The following is a 20795-nucleotide window of genomic DNA, read 5'->3' as shown; positions in this document are numbered from 1 at the left end:
GGGCCGGTCCCGTGGACCGCCGAGGAGCCGCGGCGGGGGGGGGGGGGGCGGGGGGGGCCCCGCCCGCCCGGCCCCCCCCCCGCCCCCCCCCCCCGCGCGGGGGGGGGGCCCCCCCCCCCCCCCCCCCGCCCAGGTAAAAGACACCCGCCCCCCCCGCCGCGCCCCCCGGCCCCGGCCCGGCCCCCCCCCCCCCCCCCCCCCGCCCCCCCGCCCCCCCCCCCCGCCCCCCCCCCCCCCCCCCCCCCCCCCCCCCCCGCCGCGGTCTTTTTCGTCAAGGGATCGTTTTGATCGGAATCGATCGATACGCTTACGGCATCCTGCCCGGCCGCAACCCAGGGGGAACCGACCCGATGCGACTCCATGTCGACCAGCGCCACGAACGCGTCCTCGAAATCGTCCGCGAGCGCGGCAGCATCCGCGTGGCCGAACTCGCCAGGGAGCTCGGTGTGTCACCGGTGACCCTGCGCCGCGACGTCGAGGCACTCGCGGCCGCCGGACGGCTGCAGCGGATGCACGGCGCGGTGGTCTGGCCGGGCGGTGCCGCCGAGCAGATCCCCCGCCAGTCGGCGGCGCCCGACGCGGAGGGCCTGGTCATCGGCCTCGTCGTCCCGACGAACAACTACTACTACCCCGAAGTCATGCGCGGCGTACGGGAGGTGGTGGACGCGCACGGCGCACGCATCACCATCGGCATCACCAACTACCTGCCCGGCGAGGACGCCCGCCAGGCGGCGCGGCTGATCGCCGCGGGTGTCGACGGGCTGCTCATCACCCCGACCTGGGACGAGGGCGCCCCGCGCGGTGACGAGGGCGCCTGGGTGGCCGGCCTCGGCGTCCCGACCGTCCTGATGGAGCGCTGGGTGCCGCACGGCCACCCCGCCGCCGCCCTCGACCGGGTCCGTTCGGACCACGGGCACGGAGCCGCCGAGGCCGTACGCCACCTCGCCTCGCTGGGCCACCGCAAGGTCGGCCTGGTCCTGCAGAACTCGCCCACGGCACGGCATCTGGCCTTCGGCTACGCGTCCGCGGTGGAGGCGCTCGGCCTGGAGCGGGTGCCCCAGCTCGACGCGAGCGACGACTCACCGCTCGACCACGTGAGCCATTTCGACCGCGCCTACGGCTACCTCTGCGACCTCGTCGACGACCACGGCGTCACGGCCGCGCTCATCCACAGCGACGCGGACGCGCTGACCCTGATCCCGCGGCTGCAGGCCCGCGGCATCCGCGTCCCCGAGGACCTGGCGGTCGTGGCGTACGACGACGAGGTGGCGGCACTCGCGGACCAGCCGCTGTCCGCCGCCGCGCCGGCCAAGCGGGAAGTGGGCGCGCGCGCCGCCGAGCTGCTGCTCGCCCGGCTCACCGCCGATCCGGAGGTTCCGCAGGGGCCGCGCCAACACATCGATCTGCTGCCGGAGTTGAGGATCCGTACGTCGTGCGGGAGCAAAGCGGGAGCTAGCGACTGAAGTCGGGCGCTCAGACGCTCAAGTAACCGATCGTTTCGATTGAGTTGGTCATTCGCTCTTGACGGTGATCGGTCCGGCCCAAATGATGGCTCCTGTTCAGCCCTCCTTCTGCTGGCCTTCTCGTAGGAGCCGTGCCATGTCGCGCACTTCCCGTACCGCCCGCATAGCCATGACGGCGTCGATCGCCTCCCTCGCCCTGCTCGCCACCGCCTGCGGCGGTGACGACAGCGACGCGGGGGCGGCCGGTTCCGACGGCAAGCCGGTCGAGATCACCTATTGGTCCGCGACCAGCGGCGCCAAGGAGACGGTCGAGGCCTTCAACAAGACGCACAAGAACATCAAGGTGAAGTTCGGCCTCGTCCCCGCGGGCGCGGAGGGCATCACCAAGCTCAGCAACGCGATCAAGGGCGGCAACGCCCCGGACGTCGCCACCATGGACTACTCCCAGCTCCCGGAGTTCGCGAGCGCGGGCAACCTGGTGGACCTCACCGGCACTTCGGGCGACCTGGTCGAGGAGAAGTTCCCCGAGAACATCAACTCCCTGGTGAACCTGGGCGGCAAGACCTGGGCCGTCCCCTTCGACGTCACGCCGATCGAGATGTACTACCGCAAGGACATCTTCGAGAAGCACAAGGTCGAGGTCCCCAAGACCTGGGACGAGTACCGTGCCGCAGCCGAGAAGATCACCAAGGCCGACCCGAAGGTGAAGATCACCAACTTCGGCGGCGGCGACCCGGCGCTGCTCGCGGGCCTGGCCTGGCAGGCGGGCGCCAAGTGGTACGGCACCGAGGGTGATGCCTGGAAGGTCGACATGAAGGATGCGGCCTCGAAGAAGGTCGCCACGTACTGGGACGACCTCCTGAAGGACGGTCTCGCCTCCAAGACCCCGCTGTGGGGCGAGGGTGAGCAGAAGGAGCGCGCCACCGGCAAGACCGCCACCATCATCGGCGCCGCGTGGAGCGCGGGCAGCTTCCCCGTCAGCTACCCCGAGGCCAAGGGCAAGTGGGCCATCGCGCCCGTACCGACCTGGGACGGCAAGGCGGCCACGGGCATGTACGGCGGAACGTCGTTCATCGCGCCGAAGGGCAGCAGGACCGAGGCGGCCGCCGAGTTCATCGAGTGGGTCACCACCGACCCCGCGGCGATGAAGGCCCGGATCAAGTCGGCCAAGGCGCCGAGCAGCGCCCTGCCCGCCAACGAGGAGATGCGGGCGGTCGCGGCCAAGGAGTTCGACACCTCGTACTTCGGCCAGGACGTCTACCGGCTGGCCGGTGAGGCCGCCGACTCCATCGTGCCCGGCTGGACCTGGGGCCCGGTGCACGCCGCGGTGAACGCCGGGATGACGGAGACCGGCGCCGAGCACAGCAAGGCGCTCGACCAGGGGCAGCTCGCGGCCGAGAAGTCGATCAAGGACCGGGGTCTGAAGCTCGCGCAGTAACGCGCGGGCGACGGGGCCCGGAACCCCACCGAGGGCCCGGGCCCCGTTCCACCCCCGCTCCGTAACCGATCCGTACGTCCTTCGAGCCGAAGGAGCCCACCGGTGGCCGCACCGCTCACCACCCCTGCCAAAACCCGCCCCCGGGCGGAGAGTTCCCCGCGCAGCCGGCGCAACGAGAAGGGCGCCGCCGCCCTGTTCATGGTGCCGTTCTTCGCCCTGTTCGCCCTGGTCACGCTCGCCCCGATCGGCTACGCGGCCTATATGAGCCTGTACCGCGAGGAGTCCTCCGGGCTCGGATTCGGCGGCACGGAGCGCATGTTCGCGGGGTTCGGCAACTTCACCGAGACCCTCACCGACGCCGACTTCCTCGCCTCCTTCGGCCATATCGCGCTCTACTGCGCCGTCTACATCCCGGTGATGATCGGCGCCGCACTCGCCCTGGCGCTGCTCGTCGACAGCGCGCTGACCCGCGCCAAGCGGTTCTTCCAGATCGCGTACTACCTGCCGCACGCCGTTCCGGGCCTGATCGCCTCGCTGATCTGGCTCTACCTCTACACCCCGGGCCTCAGCCCGCTCACCGACACCCTGACCGCGCTCGGTTCCGACTGGAACTTCTTCGGCAAGGACGAGGCGTTCTTCTCGATCGTCAACGTCTCGGCGTGGCAGTGGATCGGCTACAACATGATCATTTTCTACGCGGGTCTGCAGGCCATCCCGCGTGAGGTCCTGGAGGCGGCCACGGTCGACGGCGCCGGAGCGGTCCGTACCGCCTGGCAGGTCAAGATCCCGATGATCCGCTCCACCGTCGTCCTCACCCTGCTCTTCACCGTCGTCGGCGCGATCCAGCTCTTCGACGCGCCCAAGCTGGTCCAGCTGCGCGCGACCGAGCTCGGCACCGACTGGTCACCGACCATGTGGATCTACGCCGAGGCCTTCGAGAACCAGGACTACGGCCAGGCGGCGGCGGGCTCCCTGCTGCTCGCCCTCGTCGCCGGCCTCCTCTCCTTCGTCGTCACCAAGACCGGCAACCGCTGGAAGGCCTCATGAGCACCAAGACCGCACCGCGCGCGGCGCAGGCCACCACTGTGAAGACGGCGGAGCTCCCCATACGCGTCCGGCCCGCACGCCGCCCACGGCAGTTCGCCTCCAAGGCCGTCGTCCACGCCGTACTGATCGTCTTCGCCCTCTACGCCCTGATGCCGCTGACCTGGCTGGTCATCGCGTCCACCAAGAACTACCGGGACCTGTTCGCCACCAACCCGTTCTCGCTCGGCGACTTCAGCCTTCTCGCGAACCTCAAGGCCCTGTTCGCCTACAACGACGGCATCTACGCCACCTGGCTCGGCAACACCGTCCTCTACACCGTCGTCGGCTCGCTGCTCTCCACGCTGATCTCGGTGGCCTGCGGATACGCCTTCGACAAGTACGAGTTCCAGGGCAAGGAGAAGCTGTTCGGACTCGTCCTCGTCGGTGTCCTCGTCCCGTCCACGGTCACCGCGCTCCCGCTCTACCTGCTGTTCTCCGAGGCGGGACTCACCAACACCTACTGGTCGGTCCTTGTCCCGAGCCTCGTCAACCCCTTCGGCGTCTACCTCGCCCGGGTCTTCTCCGAGGGGTACGTCCCCTCCGAGGTCCTGGAAGCGGCCCGGATGGACGGTGCCGGCGAACTGCGGATCTTCAGCAGGGTGGCGCTGCCGATGCTCGCGCCCGGCTTCATGACCATCTTCCTGTTCTCGTTCACGGCGTCCTGGAACAACTTCTACAGCGCCCTGATGATGCTCAACGACGAGCAGCTCTACCCCGTCAACCTGGGCCTGTACGCGTGGATGAAGAACGTCTACCAGCAGCCCGAGCTCTACCCGCTGGTGATCATCGGCGCGCTCGTCGCCGTCGTCCCGCTGATCCTCGCCTTCCTCGGCCTCCAGCGCTTCTGGCGCTCGGGCCTGACCGCGGGAGCCGTCAAGTGACCACAGCCCTCACCGCGGTACGGCCCCGCACGGTCCTCGCCATGAGCGAGGAGACCAAGGCCGCCGTCTTCGGACGGGACGCGCTCAGCCGCCTCGAAGGCATCGCCGAGGTCGACCCGTCCCTCGTCGTCACCGACTTCGCCGCCCCGAGCCGCTCCGTACGGCAGCGTCTGTACGAGGCCGAGGTGCTGCTCACCGGCTGGGGCTGCCCGCCCCTCGACCAGGACGCGCTGGGCCGTATGCCCGGACTGCGGGCCGTCGTGCACGCCGCAGGCAGCGTCAAGCACCACATCACCGAGGCCTGCTGGCAGCGCGGCCTCGCGGTCACCACGGCCGCCGACGCCAACGCGCTGCCCGTCGCCGAGTACACCCTCGCCGCCATCCTCCTCGCCAACAAACGCGTCCTCGACGGCGCGCAGGCCTACCGTGCCTCCCGCAGCCAGGTCTCCCTGCTCGCCCTCTTCCCCGGCGTCGGCAACTACCGGCGCACGGTCGGGCTCGTGGGCGCCTCGCGGATCGGCCGCCGCGTCGCCGAGCTCCTGACCCCCTTCGACCTGCGCGTCCTCATGTACGACCCGTATCTCGGCGCGGACGACGCCGCCGCCCTCGGCGTGGAGCGCATGGACCTCGACGCCCTCGTGCTCCGCAGCGACATCGTCTCCCTGCACGCACCCGAACTCCCCGCCACCAAGGGCCTGTTCGACGCGGCACGCCTCTCCCTGATGCCGGACGGTGCGACGCTGATCAACACGGCACGCGGCTCGCTCGTCGACACCGACGCCCTCACGAAGGAGCTGCGCACCGGCCGGCTGCACGCGGTGCTCGACCACACCGAACCCGAGGTCCTGCCCGCCGACTCACCGCTGTACGACCTGCCGAACGTGCTGCTCACCCCGCACCTCGCCGGATCGATCGGCGGCGAACTGCACCGCCTCGCGGACGCCGCGATCGACGAGATCCAGCTGTATGCACGCGGCCTGCCGTTCCGCCACCGCGTCGACCCCGCGACCCTCGCCCATTCGGCCTGAGCGCCCCCGCCGCCGTACAGAAGGGACCCGTATGTCCGCCGCCCAGGCACCGAACGAGCCACTGGCCGATCCCGGGGCCGGCCCCACGGCACCCCGCCGCCGCGTCCTCGTCGTCGGCATCGACGGTGTCACCCTCGACACCCTGACCGCCGTGCCCACCCCGCACCTGGACTCCGTGGCCGAGGCGGGCTTCCTCGCCCCCGTCACCATCGATCCCGGCACGCCCACCATGTCCGGCCCCTGCTGGGCGACCATCACCACGGGCGTACGGATCGACAAGCACGCCGTGTGGAGCAACGACTTCTCCGGCAACCGGCTGGCGCTCTTCCCGGACTTCGCCAGCCGGCTGACCTGCGAACACGGTGCCTCCAGCTATGTCGCGGCGGGCTGGCAGCCGCTGCTCACCGCCGCGCACGGCGGCCCGCTGTTCCGCACCCCGGGCCGTACGACCTTCATCGCGGCACCCGCCGACACCGTCGAGGCCTGGGACGCCACCGACGAGGCGATCACCCGCGCGGCCGTCACGGTCCTGACCGAGGACGACCCCGAGGCGTCCTTCGTCTACCTCGGCGCCGTCGACGAGACCGGCCATGTCCTGGGCTGCGCCGAACCCTACGAGTCCGCGATCCGCCGGGCGGACGAGCGGCTCGGGCGCCTGCTCGCCGCCCTGCGCGCCCGCCCTTCGTACGCGGAGGAGGAGTGGACGGTCATCGTCGTCACCGACCACGGCCACCGCCCGGAGGGCGGCCACGGCGGACGGACCGCACGCGAGGAGACGGCCTGGATCGCGGCCTGCGGCCCGGGGATGGCACCGGGCGCACCGCCTGAACGTGCCCTGCGCCACGAGGACGTGGCACCCCAGGTCTTCGCGTCCCTCGGCCGCACGGTCGACTCGCACGCGACGGTCGACGGGCGGGCCTGGTCGAAGGCGTAGGACGGGGGAGGACTGCGAGGGTGCGGGACGGGCGAGGGTGCAGGACGGGCGAGGGGCAGGCGGCCGGTGGCCGCCTGCCCCTCGGTCATGGGGTGTTCAGCAGCCCATGGCCCACGTATGCGAGTCCCCGCGGTCGTTGGCGGTCGCGTTGTAGCTCACTTCGTCGCCCGGACGCAGACAGATCGTCATCGCGTCCGGGTCCTCCAGCGGGGTGTTGGCGTCCTCGTAGACCTGGACGTGGTCCTTGACCCCGGGACCCGAGATCCCGTGGTTGGCCCACGACGAGTCCTGGTCGGCGATGTTCCCCTCCCACCAGTTGTCGTCACCGGACCAGTTGGCGCGCTGGCCCGAGTAGTTGGCCTCCGTCCAGGCGCAGAAGTCCCCGCTGGGACAGTCCGCGGCCGAGGCGGCCGACGAGGTGGCGAGCGCGCTGCCCGCGGCGAGCAGGACGGCGGCGAGCAGGCTCACGGTGTGGTGCTTGGACACACGGGTCATGAGTGATTCCTTTCGGTGGCGATGGGCGTTGCCTGGGGGGATTCGAGGAGTGTGGAGCCGAGCAGCGCCCGGGCGTTCTGCACCGCCCGTGCGCGCAGCGCCTTGTACGCGAGCCGGTCGTCCCGCGGCGCCTTGGACTTGAGGTTGTCGACGGTGGTGGAGACCTTGAACCACCGGGGCTGGTCGCCGTACAGCCGCTGCTGTGCGGAGGCGAGGCAGCCGTCGGTGTGCCGTCGGACGACATATCCGTTGGGCAGCCGGACCCGCAGCTCGGTCTGTCCCGCGCCGAACAGCGCCTTGACGACCTGGCGGCGCTCGGCCTCGGGCGGCGGCGTGCTGCCGGGGCGCGGCGGCGTCAGACCCTGGCGGATCAGGCACTGTTCGGTGAGCAGGAGCTGCGCGGCCCGTACGGTGTCGTCCGGGCTCAGCGGCGTGCCCCGGCGCTCAGCGCAACCGGTCAGGAGACTGCCGGTCAGCAAGGTGACGGCCGTGAGCAGGACCGCGGCGAGAGAGTGTCGCGACGTCATCGTGGGTGCCCGTCAGCCCGGCTGGCAGTTCCCCTTCTCGTGCGAGACCCCGTCGATGCGGTTGCCGAAGTCGTTGTTGGCCGTCCAGTTCATGTTGTAGTCGCGTCCGCGGATCTCGCGGTACACGCAACCGCCCCAGCGGGGATGGTCGATGGCGTAGACGGGGTCGTCGCTGCGCGACTCGAAGGAGCCCGCGTGGTCGTGCATACGGTCGGGGACGTCGGCGTAGCCGGTGCCGGAGTAGCACCAGCCTCCGCCCGGACCCATCATGTTGGGCTCGGCCCAGAAGCAGACCTCGCCGCGGATCTGGGCGGACGGAAGGCCTGGCTCGGCCTGGGCCAAGCCGGCCGGGGCCATGGCGAAGGCGGCGGCGGCCGCGACGGACAGGACGGTTCGGAGTCGCACGGGTTCCCCCTGGACAAGTGGTCGATGGCTGGGCAGACCGTCAACTCCCCAGCTCCGGCCGACGCCAAGCGCAAGATCACTCCCACCGGTGAACAGTCACACCGCAGATGCCCCGACCTGCACTCCTTTCCCGTACGCCCACGAAGAGGCGGTCCGGCGTACGCCTCGGCGCACTTCCGGACCGCCCGAACGACCCGTTGGGCCGTGGTTCAAGAACAGGCTCCAAGGCTCAGGCGAGTACCGCCGTCGCCTCCACCTCCACCAGGAGGTCGGGTTCGCCCAGCGCCGCGACACCGAGCAGCGTCACCGGCTTGACCGGGTCGACGCCCAGCTTCTCGGCCGCCCGGCTCACGCCCTCGCCGAGCAGCGGCATCAGCTCCGGCTTCCAGTCGACGACGTAGACCGTCAGCTTCGCCACGTCGTCGAAGGAGCCGCCGGCCGCGGCGAGGGCCGTGGCGATGTTGAGGTAGCACTGCTCGACCTGCGCCGCGAAGTCCCCGCCGCCGACCGGCCGTCCGTCCGCGTCACGGGCGACCTGCCCCGCCAGGAACACCAGGCGCGACCCGGTGGCGACGGACATCTGCCGGTAGACCTCGGGCTTCGGCAGGCCCTCGGGGTTGATCAGCGTCACGGGCATGGGTGGCCTCTTCTCGAATCGGCGTCTGGGGCTGCGACCGCACGCCTCACATTACATAGCAGCGTTATGTAATGTGTGCGCATGGCCCGGACGAAGGACCCGGCGGTCCGCTCCCAACTCCTCGCGCGCGCCGCCGAGATGCTCCGCACACGGCAGCCGGTGACGCTGCGCACCCTGGTCTCGGGCACGGGGGTGTCGACCATGGCGGTCTACACGTACTTCGGCGGCATGGACGGCCTCTGGACGGCGCTGCGGCAGGAGGGGTTCACGCGTCTGACCGCGCGGCTGGCCGCCGTCGACTCCACGGCCGACCCGGTACGGGACCTCGCGGCGCTCGGCGCGGCCTACGCCGCCAACGCCCTGGACAGCCCGGACCTCTACCGCGTGATGTTCGACGCGGGCTTCGAACTGGCGGACCCGGCCGCCGCGGACGCGACCCTGCACTGCCTGGTCGACGCCATCGGCCGCGCCAAGTCCGACGGACGCTTCCGCGAGGACGTCGACCCGCTCGGACTGGCCACGCAGAGCTGGGCCGTCGGCCACGGTCTCGCCTCGCTGACGGCCACCGGACCGCTGCCGCACACGGCGCTCGCGCACGGCGTGCCGCTCCTGACCGCGCTGTTCACGGCAGCGGGCGACGATCCGGCCCGCTGCCGTGCGTCGGTGGAGCGAGGCTGGAGACCGGTCGCTCAGGTGGCGACGTCGGCGTAGGTGGTCCCGACCTTCAGACCGTCGATCCAGTTGATCGCCCGCTTGTCCTTCACCTCGGAACCGTAGACCCCGAAGCGGGTGTCGTTGCCGAGGTCGTCCCAGGTGCGGCCGCTGAAGGACGCGACCTTCGTGCCGTTGTAGTACGCCTCGACCCAGCCGCTCGACGCGTCACTTGACGTGTGGATGCCGAGCACGATCCGCTTGTACGTGCTCACGGCGACCGGCGTGGACCACTTGAGCGTCCACTTCTCGCCGGGCTCGATGTGGAAGAGCTTGAGTACCCCGCCCTCGACCTTCATCAGGACCGGGTAGTTCTGCTGGTGCTGCTCGCCCGTCCCGTACGACTTCCACTGGAAGATCGTGGCGGCGTCGTCGGTGTTGGTGGAGGTGTCCCAGCCGATGTAGTACGTGGCGTTGTTCCGGAACGTGTAACGGGAGCCGCCGACGGTGATCCCGTGGGCCTCGCACCGTTCGAGGCCGAGCGGTTTGTTGAACTTGAAGACCATGCCGCGGCCGTCGTGGTTGTCCTGGGCGACGACGCTGCCGGGCGAGGCGCACAGGAGCGACGAGAACACTCCGGTGCCGCGCGAGGCGTCGCCGTCCCAGATGACCGAGGCGTGGGCGGGGGACGATGCGATGAGGGCCAGGGAACCGGCGGCGGCGACGAGGGCCGTGCCGAGGCGCTTGCGCATGGGGACTCCTGAGGGGGGTGGGAGGCAACCAGGCAGTGAGCGCTTTCTATCGCCGATCGCTCGAACGCTCAATACATGGGCCCAAGTTGAGCGAATCGATCGTTCGGGAGTATCCGTCATGTGCTGCCACGCAAACCGGCCGCGGTCCTCACAGGAGGAACCGCGGCCGGCGTCGTACGGGAGGCGTTTCAGGCAGTGCTCACCCGGGATGCGTCAGAAACGCAGACCCCAGGAGTCGATCTTTCCGGTGTCGAGGCGGTAGTTGTCGCTGACCCGGAGCTTCCACGTGCCGTTGGCGACCTCGGACGAGGCGTTCACGGAGTACGTGGTGTTGATGTTGTCGCTGCTGCCGCCGGTGCCGTAGTTCTTCAGCGTGTAGACGGTGCCGTCCGGGGCCACCAGCTGCACACGAAGGTCACCGATGTAGGTGTGCACGATGTTCACCGGGACCTGGAGCGCGGCCGGGGCGTTGCCCGCGACGCCGCTCACGGCGATCGGCGACTCGACCGTGGCCAGGTCGTTGATCGCGTAGTCCGTGGTGTTGTCGAAGGCCTTCCCCGGCGGGACGGTGCCGCCGGAGCCGACGTTCAGGAGCCGGTTCGGGGAACCGGTGCCCGGGCCGGTGACCACGCCGGTGCTCGACGCGGCGACCAGGGCGTCACGGACCTGTGCCGGGGTGGCCGACGGGTTCTCGGACTGGTACAGCGCGGCCGCACCCGCGACATGCGGTGCCGCCATCGACGTACCGGAGATGGTGTTGGTGGCGGAGTCCGAAGAGTTCCACGCCGAGGTGATCGAGGAGCCCGGGGCGAAGATGTCGAGGACGGAGCCGTAGTTCGAGTAGCTCGCCTTCGCGTCCGTGCTGGTGGTAGCGCCGACCGTGATGCCCTCCGCGACGCGCGCGGGCGAACGGGTCGAGGCGTCGGTGGACTCGTTGCCCGCGGCGAGCGAGTACGTGACGCCGGAGGCGATCGAGTTGCGCACGGCCGCGTCGAGCGTCGAGTCGGCGCCGCCGCCGAGGCTCATGTTCGCGACGGCCGGCTTCACCGCGTTCTGCGTGACCCAGTCGATGCCCGCGACGACACCGGCGGTGGTGCCGGAGCCGTTGTTGTCGAGCACGCGGACGCCGACGACCTTCGCCTTCTTGGCCACACCGTGCGAGGTGCCCGCGACGGTACCGGCGACGTGCGTGCCGTGACCGTGGCCGTCCTGCGCGGTGTTGTCGTCGTCGACGGCGTCGTAGCCGTACGAGGCACGGCCGCCGAAGTCGCCGTGGGTGATCCGGACGCCGGTGTCGATGACGTAGACGGTGACGCCCTCACCGGCCTTGTCCGGATAGGTGTAGCTCTGGTTCAGCGGCAGGGTCTTCTGGTCGATCCGGTCCAGGCCCCAGGATGGCGGGTTGGGCTGGGTGGCCGAGATCTTGAACGTCCGGTTCTGGGCGACCGATTCGACCGCCGGGTCCGCGGCGAAACGCTCCGCCTCGGCCTCGCTGGCCTGGATCTCATAGCCGTTCAGCGCCTTCTTGTACGTGCGCTCGATGTCCGCGCCGTACTCCTTGGCGAGCGCCTTGCCCTTCGCGGAACCGGCCTTCGCCTCGTCCGCGTCGAGCGTGACGATGTAGCTGTTCGCTATCGCTCCCTTGACGCCGGCGTTCTCGATCATGCCGACGGGAGCAGCGCCTGCGTGGGGAGCGGAGACCATGCCGAGGGCGAGGGCCGCGACGGCCGCCGCTCCCATGCCTGCCAGTCTTCGCCGTGCGGGACGCTTCTGTGCCATCTGAGGGTCCTCCTCGTGGATGGTGCACTGGTGGGGGGTGTTGCGGGGGGATTGCCTGGAGCCCGCGAAACAGCACGCCATGGTCATGTCAATCCGTGACGGCCACGTCGCTGTGCGAAAGATTGACGGATCCATAGGAATCCCACAAGGGTCCTGCAGATACGTAACAGGCTTGCCATATGCCTGACATGACACACCGTCATCACCGGTGCCTCTGCCGAGGGCAGAACTGTCACGGCCGAGCGCAGAACGGCCTCGGCGCCGTGATCTGATGAACTTCCGCCCGTCGTCGTGCAGGAGGAGAAACGCGTGCCGCCCGAGGACATACCCGCAGCCCGTCCGCAGCAGGCCGACGGCGCGGGCGGTGAGGGGGACGGCGCCGGCCGTGACGGCGCAGGCGGCGGCGCCGGAGGCGGCGAGCAGGCTCCCGGGCTGTGGCGGAATCGCTCCTACCGCACCTTCCTCGGCGTCCAGGCCCTCTCCTCGCTCGGCGACTCCTTCTCGTACGTGGCCCTGCCGCTGCTGGTCCTGCACACCACCGGATCCGTGCTGCAGATGGGCCTCGTCACCGCACTCACCGGCGTCGCGTCCATCGTGACCGGGCTGTTCGCGGGCGTCATCGCCGACCGTTTCGACCGCCGCAGGCTCCTGATGCTCGCGGACGGGGCGCGCTGTCTGCTCTATCTCTCGATCCCGCTCGCCTGGCTGGGCGGCGAACCGATCTGGCTGGTCTACGCGATCGTTCCGGTCGCGGGCTGCTTCTCGATGCTCTTCCAGGTCACGTACGTGACCGTCGTGCCCTCATTGGTCGGACGCGATCAGATCACCAAGGCGAACGGCCATCTATTCGCCACGTACGCCGCGGCCGGGATGGCGGGCCCCGCGCTCGCGGGCTTCGTGGCCGCGACCGCCGGACCGTCCGCGGCGATCGGGATCGACGCGGTGACCTTCGCCGTCTCCGCGGCCGGGATCCTCTTCGTCCGCTTCGACGCCACCTCGCACACCGAGGGCAAGCGACGCGGCGGTGTGCGCGAGGAGTTCCTGGCCGGCGCGAAGTTCCTCTGGGCGCACCCCGTCCTGCGCCCGCTCACCCTCCTGCTCTCCCTCTTCAGCTTCCTCATGTACGGGCTGACGGACCTGGTGATCTACCTGGTCAAACATGACTTCGACGGGGCCGACACCACGGTCGGCTATGTCCTCACCGCAGGCACCGTCGGCTCGTTCATCGCGTCCGCCGCCGTCGCCCGGATCCGCAAGCACCTCCCGTTCGGCGTCGTCTGGATCAGCGGCACCGCGCTCGCGGGCCTCGCGGTCGCCGGGATCGGCCTCGCGGGCAACGTCCCCCTGGTCGGCACCCTGCTCCTCATCACCATGATGTGCATGGGCATCGCCGGCATCAGCTCGATGTCACTGCGCCAGGAGGTCACACCGAGCCATCTCCTGGGCCGTGTCACCTCCGCGTTCTGGACCATCCACACGGCGCTCGGACCGCTGGGCGCGGGCGCGATCACGGCGGCCGCGGCCGGTCTCGGCGTGACGGCCACCTGCCTGATCGTCGGCCTCACGGTCCTTGCGGTCGCATCGACCGGCACGCTCACCGGGATCCTGCGGGGCGGGACGGCCGCCAAGGGGTGAACTCCCGTGCTCAGAGGGGGCGGGCGGCATCGAGCAGCGCCACCTCCTCTGGGCTCAACGTCAGGTCCGCGGCCGCCGCCGAGTCACGGACCGACGCCGGGCGGCTCGCACCGGGCAGCGGGATCACCCGCGGTGAGCGCGTCAACAGCCAGGCCAGAGCGACCTGGTGCGGGCTCACCCCGTGCGCGGCCGAGACCTCGTGGAAGGCCGTCCCCGCCGACGTCGGACCGGAAGGACCGTCGAGCGAACTGCGGGCGATCCCGCCCAGCGGACTCCACGGCAGGAACGCCAGGCCCAGCTCCGTGCACAGCCGAAGCACCGGATCGCTGTCCCGTACGGCGGGGGAGTACCGGTTCTGCACGGACACGAGCCCGTCGCCGAGGATCCCGTACGCCGTGCGGACCTGCTCCGGCGTGACATTGGAGATCCCCGCAGCCCGGATCGTCCCCGCGTCCAGCAACTCGCGCAGCGCGCCCACGGACTCGGCCCACGGCACCTCCGGGTCCGGCTTGTGCAGCTGGTAGAGACCGATCGCCTCCACGCCCAGGCGGCGGGCGGAGGCTCGGGCCGCCTGTCGCAGATGCGCGGGCGAACCGTCCACGGTCCAGCTGCCGTCGCCCGGGCGGCCGCGGCCGCCCTTCGTCGCGACCAGCACACCGGAGGTGTCGCCGCCGTACGAGGCGAGGGCGCGGGCGATGAGCAGTTCGTTGTGGCCGCTTTCCCCGGCGTGCCAGTGGTAGCTGTCGGCCGTGTCGATCAGCGTCACTCCCGCGTCCAGCGCGGCATGCAGGGTGGCGACGGCGCGTGCCTCGTCCGGGCGGTGCTCGATGGACAGGGGCATCGCGCCGAGACCGATGGCGCTGACGGTGGCGGTTCCTATGGGGCGGAAGTGCATGGATCTTCCTCGTGGGTGCTGTGGGTGCTGTGGGTGCTGTGGGTGACCGGGGTGACGGGGGTTGATCAGAGGGCGTCGGCATCGGTGCGGGCGGCGGTTGTCACCGCCACCGCCACCGCTTCGTCGACGACCCGCGGCAGCCACTCCCTCGTACGGGAGACGGGGATTCCGAGCCCCTTTGCGCGGGCGTTGCTCATCGCGTAGGGCCGGTCGAAGGAGAACGGGGAGGCCTCCTCTCCGGTGGCAACCGTCGTGAACGACGGTGACCGGCCCGTGCGTTCCGCGATCACCTCGACCAGTTCGCGCACATCGAGCGCACCGTCCGAGCAGGCGTTCAGCACCCCGGTGACCTGGTCATCGGTGGCCGTTCGGACCAGGAGATCCGCCAGCTCCCCGTACTCGATGAACACGGACGGCAGCGGGTGCTCGTGCACCTCGACCGAGCGGCCGGACAGGACCCGCTCCACGTAGTGCGCCAGGCGGCCGGTGAATTCCAGCGCCCCGCCGCCGAGGACGTGCGCACTGCGCACACTCGCGAACGCGTACCCGCCGTCCTGGACGAACACGGCCTCCGACTGCCGCTTGCCCTCCGCGTAGTGCCCCGCCACGTAGTCCTCGTCATGCCACGGCAGATCGGTCCGCACCAGCCAGGACGCCGGGTCCACCGCCTCCTCCCGTACGAGACCGTCCGCCGCTTCGGTGACCGCGGGCAGTTCGGCGGTCGCCGGGTTGTAGACCTCGATCGTGGAGGTCATCACATAGCGCCGGGTCCGCCCGCGGAACGCCCGGACGGCGATCGCGGCCTGTACGGGCGTGTAGCAGACCTGGTCGACGACCACGTCGAACGACCGCGTGCCGAGCGCCGCGACCAGCGCCGCCTCGTCGTCCCGGTCCGCCACCAGGTGCTCGACCCCGGCGGGCGGCCGGCTCGACCCGCGGTTGATGACGGTGACGTGGTGGCCGGCCGCGTGCAGCCGCTCGACCACGAGCCGGCCGAAGTACCGGCTGCCACCGATCACGGCGACCTTCAGGGGCCCGCTGTTCAGGGATCCGCTCGGCAAGGGCTTGTTCGTGCGTTCGTTGCTTTGCATGCCTCCATCCTGGGCATCTATTGTCGCCAGCAGAAGTGACTGCTCACTGAACTCGTATGAAGGAAAACTGTTGATCGACGTCCAGCGGCTCCGCATCCTGCGGGCGGTCGCCGAACACGGCAGCTTCAACCGGGCCGCGACCTCCCTGAGGCTGACGCCCTCGGCCGTCTCGCAGCACATCGCGGTCCTCGAACGCAGCCTCGGCACGGAGGTCGTGTCCCGCAGCACGCGTGGTGTGACCCTCACCCCGGCGGGCCGGATCATGGTCGACGCCGCCGAGTCCGTCGCCGCCGAACTCGCGCACGCCCGCGAGCAGGTCGACCGTCTGGAGACCGGACGGACGCAGCTGACCCTCGCCACCTTCAACACGGGAGGCCGTCTCCTGCTGCCCGGCGCGCTGGCGCGGCTCGCCGCCGCGCACCCCGGCGCCGTGGTGCACGTACGCGAGGCCGAGCCCGAGGACAGTCTGCCGCTGGTCCGTCAGGGCGCCGTGGACCTGGCCCTCGCGTACCACTTCGACGGTCCGCTGCCGACCCGGGCGGGCCCGCGCAGCCGCCTCACCTGGCAGCCGCTCATGGACGACCCGCTGCACGTCGTGCTGCCCCGCCGCCATCCGCTGTCCGCGCGCCCGGCCCTCGACATCGCCGAACTGGCCGCCGAACCCTGGGTGCTCGGCTGCCTCAAGACCGCGGACTTCCTGCGCCGCCACGCCGAACGCGCCGGATTCCAGCCCGACATCCGCAGCACCACCACCGACTACTTCTTCGCCCGCTCCCTGGTCGCCGCGGGCCTGGGCATCTCCCTGATCCCGTCGATCGCCCTGACCCCGCGGGTGCCCGGTGTGCACACCGTCCCGCTCCGGACGCCCGCCCCCGCCCGGCACCTCGGTGTGGCCACCCTCCGCGGCCGTACGCACCCGCAGGCCGAGACCCTCGTCGAGGCGCTGCGGGACCAGGCCGCGGCCTTCGCGTAGGCACACAGAACTGCGGCGCGATTGCGTGGAACCGCTCCCACGTGTGGGGCGTCTGAGGCGTACGGACGCACGAGGGGCCATCCGGGTTGTACGTAAAGGCGCGTATTGACGCGCGACTTGTGGTGGGTTTGCATGCAAATGGCCCTCGGCGCACGGCCGGGGGAACGAGGGCTTCGGGGGAAGCATGCGCATCAGCAAGCGCGCGGCCACAGCGGCCGCGCTGACCATCGCCGTGGGCGCGCCCATCGCGTTCACCGCACCGACCGCCGTGGCTGATGACCAGCAGCCGTCGGCGTACAGCAGGATCAGCACGGCGAAGGACGGCGGTCAGGCCGACGCCGCGAGCGGCACAGCGTCCGTCAGCCGCGACGGACGGACCGTCCTGTTCAAGTCCGGGGCCGGGAACATCGAGACGGGCACGCCCACCACCGGACTGCCCTGGTTCGTCAAGAACCTGACGGACGGCACCGTGAAGCGCCTCGTCATCCCCGGCGTGCCGGCCGGGGCGGACATCGAGGCCAAGCTCAGCGGGGACGGGCGCCATGTTCTGCTCGAGGGCCGAGTCGGCGCCGACACCGGGCACTTCGTGCACCGCCTCGGCTCCACCGCCGCGCCGGAGCGCGTCGATACCGGGATCCCCGACGGCTACCAGGGCGCCACCCTCTCGGGCTTCGTGATCAGCGCCAACGGCCGGTACGTCGCGTTCTCCGCCGCGTACCCGCCCGAGCCCACCAAGGACGAGGGCGGCCGGATCTACGTACGCGACCTGAGGACGAACGTCACCGAGCGCGTCAGCCACGACCGCCCCGACTGGCAGCCGCGCGCCGCGATCAAGCCCAGCATCAGCGACAACGGGCGCTTCGTGGCGTACGAGTACGACTACACGAACGGGCCGCGCGGCGACGACTGGGGCCAGGTCTACGTACGCGACCGCGAGACCGGCACCCTGACCCGCGCCGACGTCAGCCACGACGGCACCCCGATGAAGCGCGAGTCGCTCGACCCGGTCATCAGCGGCAACGGCCGTTACGTGGCCTTCGAGTCCGCCGACGACCACATCGTGCCCGGCGACGACGACAAGAGCTGGAACGTGTTCGTGCGCGATCTGCGCACCGGTTCCGCCGTACGGGTCCAGAGCGACCACGGCGGCGAGGCCGACTTCTACACCCGCAGGCCGGAGGCCATCAGCCCCGACGGGCGGTACGTCACATATCGCACGTGGAAGGACGGCGGACTCCGCGTCCGCGACGTGCGGGGCGACAGCCCGTCGCGGCTTCTCATCCCGGCGACGCTCCAGGGCGAGGTGCAGGGGAACATCACGTCCGCCGCGTTCACCAAGGACGGCAGCGTCGTGTTCAGTTCCGCGGCCACGGACCTCGTGCCCGGGGACACCAACGGCGTGGACGACGTGTTCCGGCTACGGCTGCGCTGAGCCCGTACCGGGTGGGGTGCCCGCAGCCCGGCGGACACCCCACCCGGGTCCTCACCTGAGCCGGACCGTCACCTTCTGCGTCGCGCCGTAGGTGCCGCTCAGATCGCCGAAGGTGAGCACGAGCTCCCGGCCCGTCGTGGCCGAGGTGACCGAAGCCGGCTTGCCGGTCACGGACTTCACCGGCCGCTTCCAGCGCAACGTCAGGCCCTTGACCGTACGGCTGGGATCGGAGACGCAGACCGTCGCCGTGCCGTCGCGCTTCTCGCGGATCTGGACACACACCGGCGCGCTCGCGGTGACCTTGCCGACCGTCCCCGCCTCCCAGAAGTTCACCCCGGTGAAGCCGAGCGACGGCACCCGGATGCCCTGCTGCCGCGGGGAGTTGGCGGTGAGCTCCAGCCAGTTGCGGTCTGCCGCGCGGGCCGCGGTGCGGGCCGCGCTCGCGCCCGGCAGCATCACGTACGCGTACGAGGCGTCCACCGGGTCGCTGCCGTGGTCCTGCCACAGGGTGAGGTAGCGCCGGGTGAACTCCTTCGGGGAACTGCCCCGGTTGATGTCCTTCCAGGCCCCCGTGCGCTCCTCGCGCAGCACGTTCAGCGTCGTACCGCCCGGGAACACATAGCCCGCGTGCCCGGCGACATGTGCCCAGTCCGTGCCCGCTCGCCGTGTGCTCCAGCCCTGCGTTCCGGGCTGGGCGCGGCCGTCGAGCAGCAGCCGCGGCTCGCCCGACGCGCCCAGGTTGCGGTTGTCGACCACGGTCTCCACGCCCGCGCCGTCGGTGGAGGTGATGCCCGCGCCGAGGCAGACGACCGCGTCGTCCAGCCAGAACCAGGCCTTCTTCGCGGTCATGGTCGAGAAGATCCCGCGCAGTTGCTGCCCGGTCGTGCCGAACTCGCCGTCGGTGACCCCGCCCACCCACGCGAAGTCCGGCTTCGGGCCCGCCCAGTCGCCGCCCTGCCCGTCGGTCAGCGGCTTCTTCGAGACGGTGATGCCGGGCAGGCGGTACGGGTCGACCGTGGGCCAGTAGTGGTCCGCGTACTGCTCGAGACCGTGGTCCGCGCCCCACCACTGCAGCCAGCCGGAGCCGGTGTGCCACATGCGCAGGCCCTCGCCGTTGCCCGTCTCGTAGTGGGAGATACGGGTCGAGGCCATGCTCACGGACGCGGCCCAGTCGCGGCGGCGGTGCGTGATCCGGTCCATGTTCGCGAACACGCGGTGCTCGACCGGCTCGGGCGCCGCCTTGACCGTGTCGTCCGAGTCCACCTCGTACAACTGCGAGGTGCGCAACAGGCTGAGCTTGGGGTTGTCCAGGGCCGTGCCGTAGTAGTCGCGGCGCATCCAGCCCTTCACCATCGCGTTCCAGCGGGCCTGCTGCTCGGGGCTCGCGCCCTTGCCGAGCAGCACGATCGAACCCATCACGCCGTGCGACCTGTTGTGGTCGTCCTGCGCCAGCTGGAACGGATCACTCGCGACCAGGCCGCGGGTGACACCGCGGCTGGAGACGTTGTCCATCATCAGGCCGTTGTAGACGAACGGGGCTATCGCCATGTCGACCGTGTCCAGGAACTGCTGCGCCCCCGGGTCGGTCACCTGCCAACCCGAGCCCCGCAGCAGGGCGAAGAGCCGGCCGAGGCCGTCGTTGAGCACCGCGCCGTAGCCGCCGATGTACGGGATCGAGGTGTGCTGGATGAACGAGCCGTCGGCGTAGTAGCCGTCGCCCTTGGTGACGAACGGGAAGACCGGGGAGAGGGAGTCGCGGCCGAGCGTGATCTTCTGTTCGCTGCCGCCGACGACACCGCGCAGGATCATCGCGCGGCACAGGTCGACACGGTTGGCACCCGTGCTCGTGCCCGTGTAGTGGTCCATCACGGAGTCGGGCACGAAGTGGTCGACGGCCCGGCAGTACTTGGCGATCTGGTCGGCCGTGAAGTGCTCGTACAGCAGGACCGCGATGTCCATCAGGGACTGCGGGGCGCCGATCTGCCAGTTGTACCAGTTGCCGTAGCGGGCCTGGTTCTCGTTGTAGACCTGCGCGTACAGGTGCTCGACGCCGGTGATCACCGCGTCCTTGAGGCCCGCGTCGCCCGTCAGACCGGTGCCGGGCTGCGCGTAGGCCTCGGCCATCGTGTAGAGCTTGCCGAACGTCGACTGGATCTGGCCCGAGTAGCCGTACGACTCCTGGTCGGTGTCCGGCTCGGGGTCCTTGTAGACCATGCCGGGCCACAGCGAACCGTCGGCCGGCGTCATGGTGTCCCAGTTGGCGCGGGCGTTCGTGCCGAGGGTCCGGAGCTTCGACTTGAAGGGCTCCGTGGTGGGGCTGAAGCCCTCACCGAGGATCAGGGTGCGCCACTTGGCGCGCAGCGCGGCGAAGTCTTCGGGGGCGGCGCCCGCGGAGGCGGCGGAGGCCTCGGCGGAGGCGGCCGCATGGGCGGTCGGCGCGGTGGCGGTGAGACCGAGGGCCAGTGCAGTGCCGCCGCTGGAGGCGAGGAAACCGCGGCGGGACCAGGACGTCGTCATGGAGAACTCCGGAGGGACGTACGACTGGGGGCAGGAGCATGCGGTTTCTAGCACGCAAACGTTCAAACGCTCAATAGATACTGCCAAGTTGAGCGTTTCGATCGCTTCGCGGAGGGTGACGGTCTCGACAGCTGGGCCGACGCATAAGAGGGCATTGCCGCTGGATAGATTCCCTT

General features: G+C 70.6%; 19 protein-coding genes. 10 read left to right on the top strand and 9 right to left on the bottom strand.

From position 1 onward, the window contains the following. Positions 1-350: 350 nt before the first annotated feature. The 6 genes from ACIBI4_RS31465 to ACIBI4_RS31440 all read left to right on the top strand — a co-directional run bounded on the left by ACIBI4_RS31465 (position 351) and on the right by ACIBI4_RS31440 (position 6830). Positions 351-1463, top strand: a complete 1113-nt coding sequence (locus ACIBI4_RS31465) for a substrate-binding domain-containing protein (protein ID WP_399207579.1) — start codon at positions 351-353, stop codon at positions 1461-1463. Positions 1464-1599: 136 nt separating this feature from the next. Further along, positions 1600-2901: an ABC transporter substrate-binding protein gene (locus ACIBI4_RS31460; RefSeq protein WP_399207578.1), complete on the top strand. Its 1302-nt coding sequence runs from the start codon at positions 1600-1602 to the stop codon at positions 2899-2901. Positions 2902-3099: 198 nt separating this feature from the next. After that, a complete protein-coding gene (locus ACIBI4_RS31455) occupies positions 3100-3948 on the top strand; it encodes a carbohydrate ABC transporter permease (RefSeq protein ID WP_399207590.1) in 849 nt (282 codons plus the stop codon). After that, complete coding sequence (locus ACIBI4_RS31450; protein ID WP_399207577.1) at positions 3945-4868, top strand: carbohydrate ABC transporter permease; 924 nt, start codon at positions 3945-3947, stop codon at positions 4866-4868. The genes ACIBI4_RS31455 and ACIBI4_RS31450 overlap by 4 nt, the downstream gene beginning before the upstream one ends. 41 nt (positions 4869-4909) lie before the next feature. Then, on the top strand, positions 4910-5896 hold the full coding sequence (locus tag ACIBI4_RS31445) for a hydroxyacid dehydrogenase (RefSeq protein ID WP_399207589.1): 987 nt from the start codon (positions 4910-4912) through the stop codon (positions 5894-5896). Positions 5897-5927: 31 nt separating this feature from the next. Continuing rightward, entirely contained in the window at positions 5928-6830 is a 903-nt protein-coding gene (locus ACIBI4_RS31440; protein WP_399207576.1) for an alkaline phosphatase family protein, read from the top strand. Between the two features lie 96 nt (positions 6831-6926). Here the strand turns inward: ACIBI4_RS31440 and ACIBI4_RS31435 are convergent, their stop codons facing one another. The 4 genes from ACIBI4_RS31435 to ACIBI4_RS31420 all read right to left on the bottom strand — a co-directional run bounded on the left by ACIBI4_RS31435 (position 6927) and on the right by ACIBI4_RS31420 (position 8894). Further along, a complete protein-coding gene (locus tag ACIBI4_RS31435) occupies positions 6927-7325 on the bottom strand; it encodes a peptidase inhibitor family I36 protein (RefSeq protein ID WP_399207575.1) in 399 nt (132 codons plus the stop codon). Then, the gene (locus ACIBI4_RS31430; protein ID WP_399207574.1) at positions 7322-7852 is read right to left on the bottom strand and encodes a hypothetical protein; all 531 of its coding nucleotides are present in this window, start codon (positions 7850-7852) and stop codon (positions 7322-7324) included. Before ACIBI4_RS31430 ends, ACIBI4_RS31435 begins: the two co-directional genes overlap by 4 nt. A gap of 12 nt (positions 7853-7864) precedes the next feature. Further along, complete coding sequence (locus tag ACIBI4_RS31425) at positions 7865-8257, bottom strand: hypothetical protein (RefSeq protein ID WP_399207572.1); 393 nt, start codon at positions 8255-8257, stop codon at positions 7865-7867. A gap of 229 nt (positions 8258-8486) precedes the next feature. After that, the gene (locus ACIBI4_RS31420; protein ID WP_399207571.1) at positions 8487-8894 is read right to left on the bottom strand and encodes a RidA family protein; all 408 of its coding nucleotides are present in this window, start codon (positions 8892-8894) and stop codon (positions 8487-8489) included. An 81-nt stretch (positions 8895-8975) separates the two neighbouring features. On the opposite strand from ACIBI4_RS31420, the gene ACIBI4_RS31415 reads away from it, so the two are divergent. After that, positions 8976-9605: a TetR/AcrR family transcriptional regulator gene (locus ACIBI4_RS31415; RefSeq protein WP_399207569.1), complete on the top strand. Its 630-nt coding sequence runs from the start codon at positions 8976-8978 to the stop codon at positions 9603-9605. Here the strand turns inward: ACIBI4_RS31415 and ACIBI4_RS31410 are convergent. Then, entirely contained in the window at positions 9584-10297 is a 714-nt protein-coding gene (locus tag ACIBI4_RS31410; RefSeq protein WP_399207568.1) for a heparin lyase I family protein, read from the bottom strand. The two genes, ACIBI4_RS31415 and ACIBI4_RS31410, sit on opposite strands and share 22 nt — an antisense overlap. A gap of 213 nt (positions 10298-10510) precedes the next feature. Beyond that, on the bottom strand, positions 10511-12076 hold the full coding sequence (locus tag ACIBI4_RS31405) for a S8 family peptidase (RefSeq protein WP_399207566.1): 1566 nt from the start codon (positions 12074-12076) through the stop codon (positions 10511-10513). Between the two features lie 309 nt (positions 12077-12385). Here ACIBI4_RS31405 and ACIBI4_RS31400 point away from each other — a divergent pair, with 309 nt between their 5' ends. Further along, a complete protein-coding gene (locus ACIBI4_RS31400; protein WP_399207565.1) occupies positions 12386-13711 on the top strand; it encodes an MFS transporter in 1326 nt (441 codons plus the stop codon). Between the two features lie 10 nt (positions 13712-13721). On the opposite strand, the gene ACIBI4_RS31395 is transcribed toward ACIBI4_RS31400, so the two are convergent. Both ACIBI4_RS31395 and ACIBI4_RS31390 read right to left on the bottom strand, forming a co-directional pair. Then, the gene (locus ACIBI4_RS31395) at positions 13722-14606 is read right to left on the bottom strand and encodes an aldo/keto reductase (RefSeq protein ID WP_399207564.1); all 885 of its coding nucleotides are present in this window, start codon (positions 14604-14606) and stop codon (positions 13722-13724) included. Between the two features lie 65 nt (positions 14607-14671). Further along, positions 14672-15697 (bottom strand): NAD-dependent epimerase/dehydratase family protein, encoded by a 1026-nt coding sequence (locus ACIBI4_RS31390; RefSeq protein ID WP_399207563.1) that lies wholly within the window; start codon positions 15695-15697, stop codon positions 14672-14674. A 70-nt stretch (positions 15698-15767) separates the two neighbouring features. Here ACIBI4_RS31390 and ACIBI4_RS31385 point away from each other — a divergent pair, with 70 nt between their 5' ends. Next, positions 15768-16670 carry a LysR family transcriptional regulator gene (locus ACIBI4_RS31385; RefSeq protein ID WP_399207562.1) on the top strand — a complete coding sequence of 301 codons (903 nt, stop codon included), beginning with the start codon at positions 15768-15770 and terminating at the stop codon, positions 16668-16670. Positions 16671-16854: 184 nt separating this feature from the next. After that, entirely contained in the window at positions 16855-18102 is a 1248-nt protein-coding gene (locus tag ACIBI4_RS31380; RefSeq protein WP_399207561.1) for a TolB family protein, read from the top strand. Between the two features lie 51 nt (positions 18103-18153). Here the strand turns inward: ACIBI4_RS31380 and ACIBI4_RS31375 are convergent, their stop codons facing one another. Continuing rightward, positions 18154-20619 (bottom strand): polysaccharide lyase 8 family protein, encoded by a 2466-nt coding sequence (locus ACIBI4_RS31375; RefSeq protein WP_399207560.1) that lies wholly within the window; start codon positions 20617-20619, stop codon positions 18154-18156. Positions 20620-20795: the final 176 nt, after the last annotated feature.

This window comes from Streptomyces sp. NPDC050418, assembly GCF_044458745.1.
Lineage (GTDB): Bacteria > Actinomycetota > Actinomycetes > Streptomycetales > Streptomycetaceae > Streptomyces.
This window is presented reverse-complemented; position numbering and strand designations above follow the sequence as displayed.

Bases quoted from the DNA above. Each gene is read 5' to 3' on its own strand.
- ACIBI4_RS31380 (WP_399207561.1), top strand. From the start codon at position 16,855: ATGCGCATCAGCAAGCGCGCGGCCACAGCGGCCGCGCTGACCATCGCC.
- ACIBI4_RS31445 (WP_399207589.1), top strand. From the start codon at position 4,910: ATGAGCGAGGAGACCAAGGCCGCCGTCTTCGGACGGGACGCGCTCAGC.
- ACIBI4_RS31440 (WP_399207576.1), top strand. From the start codon at position 5,928: ATGTCCGCCGCCCAGGCACCGAACGAGCCACTGGCCGATCCCGGGGCC.
- ACIBI4_RS31395 (WP_399207564.1), bottom strand. From the start codon at position 14,606: ATGCACTTCCGCCCCATAGGAACCGCCACCGTCAGCGCCATCGGTCTC.
- ACIBI4_RS31420 (WP_399207571.1), bottom strand. From the start codon at position 8,894: ATGCCCGTGACGCTGATCAACCCCGAGGGCCTGCCGAAGCCCGAGGTC.
- ACIBI4_RS31455 (WP_399207590.1), top strand. From the start codon at position 3,100: ATGGTGCCGTTCTTCGCCCTGTTCGCCCTGGTCACGCTCGCCCCGATC.
- ACIBI4_RS31430 (WP_399207574.1), bottom strand. From the start codon at position 7,852: ATGACGTCGCGACACTCTCTCGCCGCGGTCCTGCTCACGGCCGTCACC.
- ACIBI4_RS31390 (WP_399207563.1), bottom strand. From the start codon at position 15,697: ATGCAAAGCAACGAACGCACGAACAAGCCCTTGCCGAGCGGATCCCTG.
- ACIBI4_RS31435 (WP_399207575.1), bottom strand. From the start codon at position 7,325: ATGACCCGTGTGTCCAAGCACCACACCGTGAGCCTGCTCGCCGCCGTC.
- ACIBI4_RS31465 (WP_399207579.1), top strand. From the start codon at position 351: ATGCGACTCCATGTCGACCAGCGCCACGAACGCGTCCTCGAAATCGTC.
- ACIBI4_RS31410 (WP_399207568.1), bottom strand. From the start codon at position 10,297: ATGCGCAAGCGCCTCGGCACGGCCCTCGTCGCCGCCGCCGGTTCCCTG.
- ACIBI4_RS31375 (WP_399207560.1), bottom strand. From the start codon at position 20,619: ATGACGACGTCCTGGTCCCGCCGCGGTTTCCTCGCCTCCAGCGGCGGC.
- ACIBI4_RS31405 (WP_399207566.1), bottom strand. From the start codon at position 12,076: ATGGCACAGAAGCGTCCCGCACGGCGAAGACTGGCAGGCATGGGAGCG.
- ACIBI4_RS31460 (WP_399207578.1), top strand. From the start codon at position 1,600: ATGTCGCGCACTTCCCGTACCGCCCGCATAGCCATGACGGCGTCGATC.
- ACIBI4_RS31450 (WP_399207577.1), top strand. From the start codon at position 3,945: ATGAGCACCAAGACCGCACCGCGCGCGGCGCAGGCCACCACTGTGAAG.
- ACIBI4_RS31415 (WP_399207569.1), top strand. From the start codon at position 8,976: ATGGCCCGGACGAAGGACCCGGCGGTCCGCTCCCAACTCCTCGCGCGC.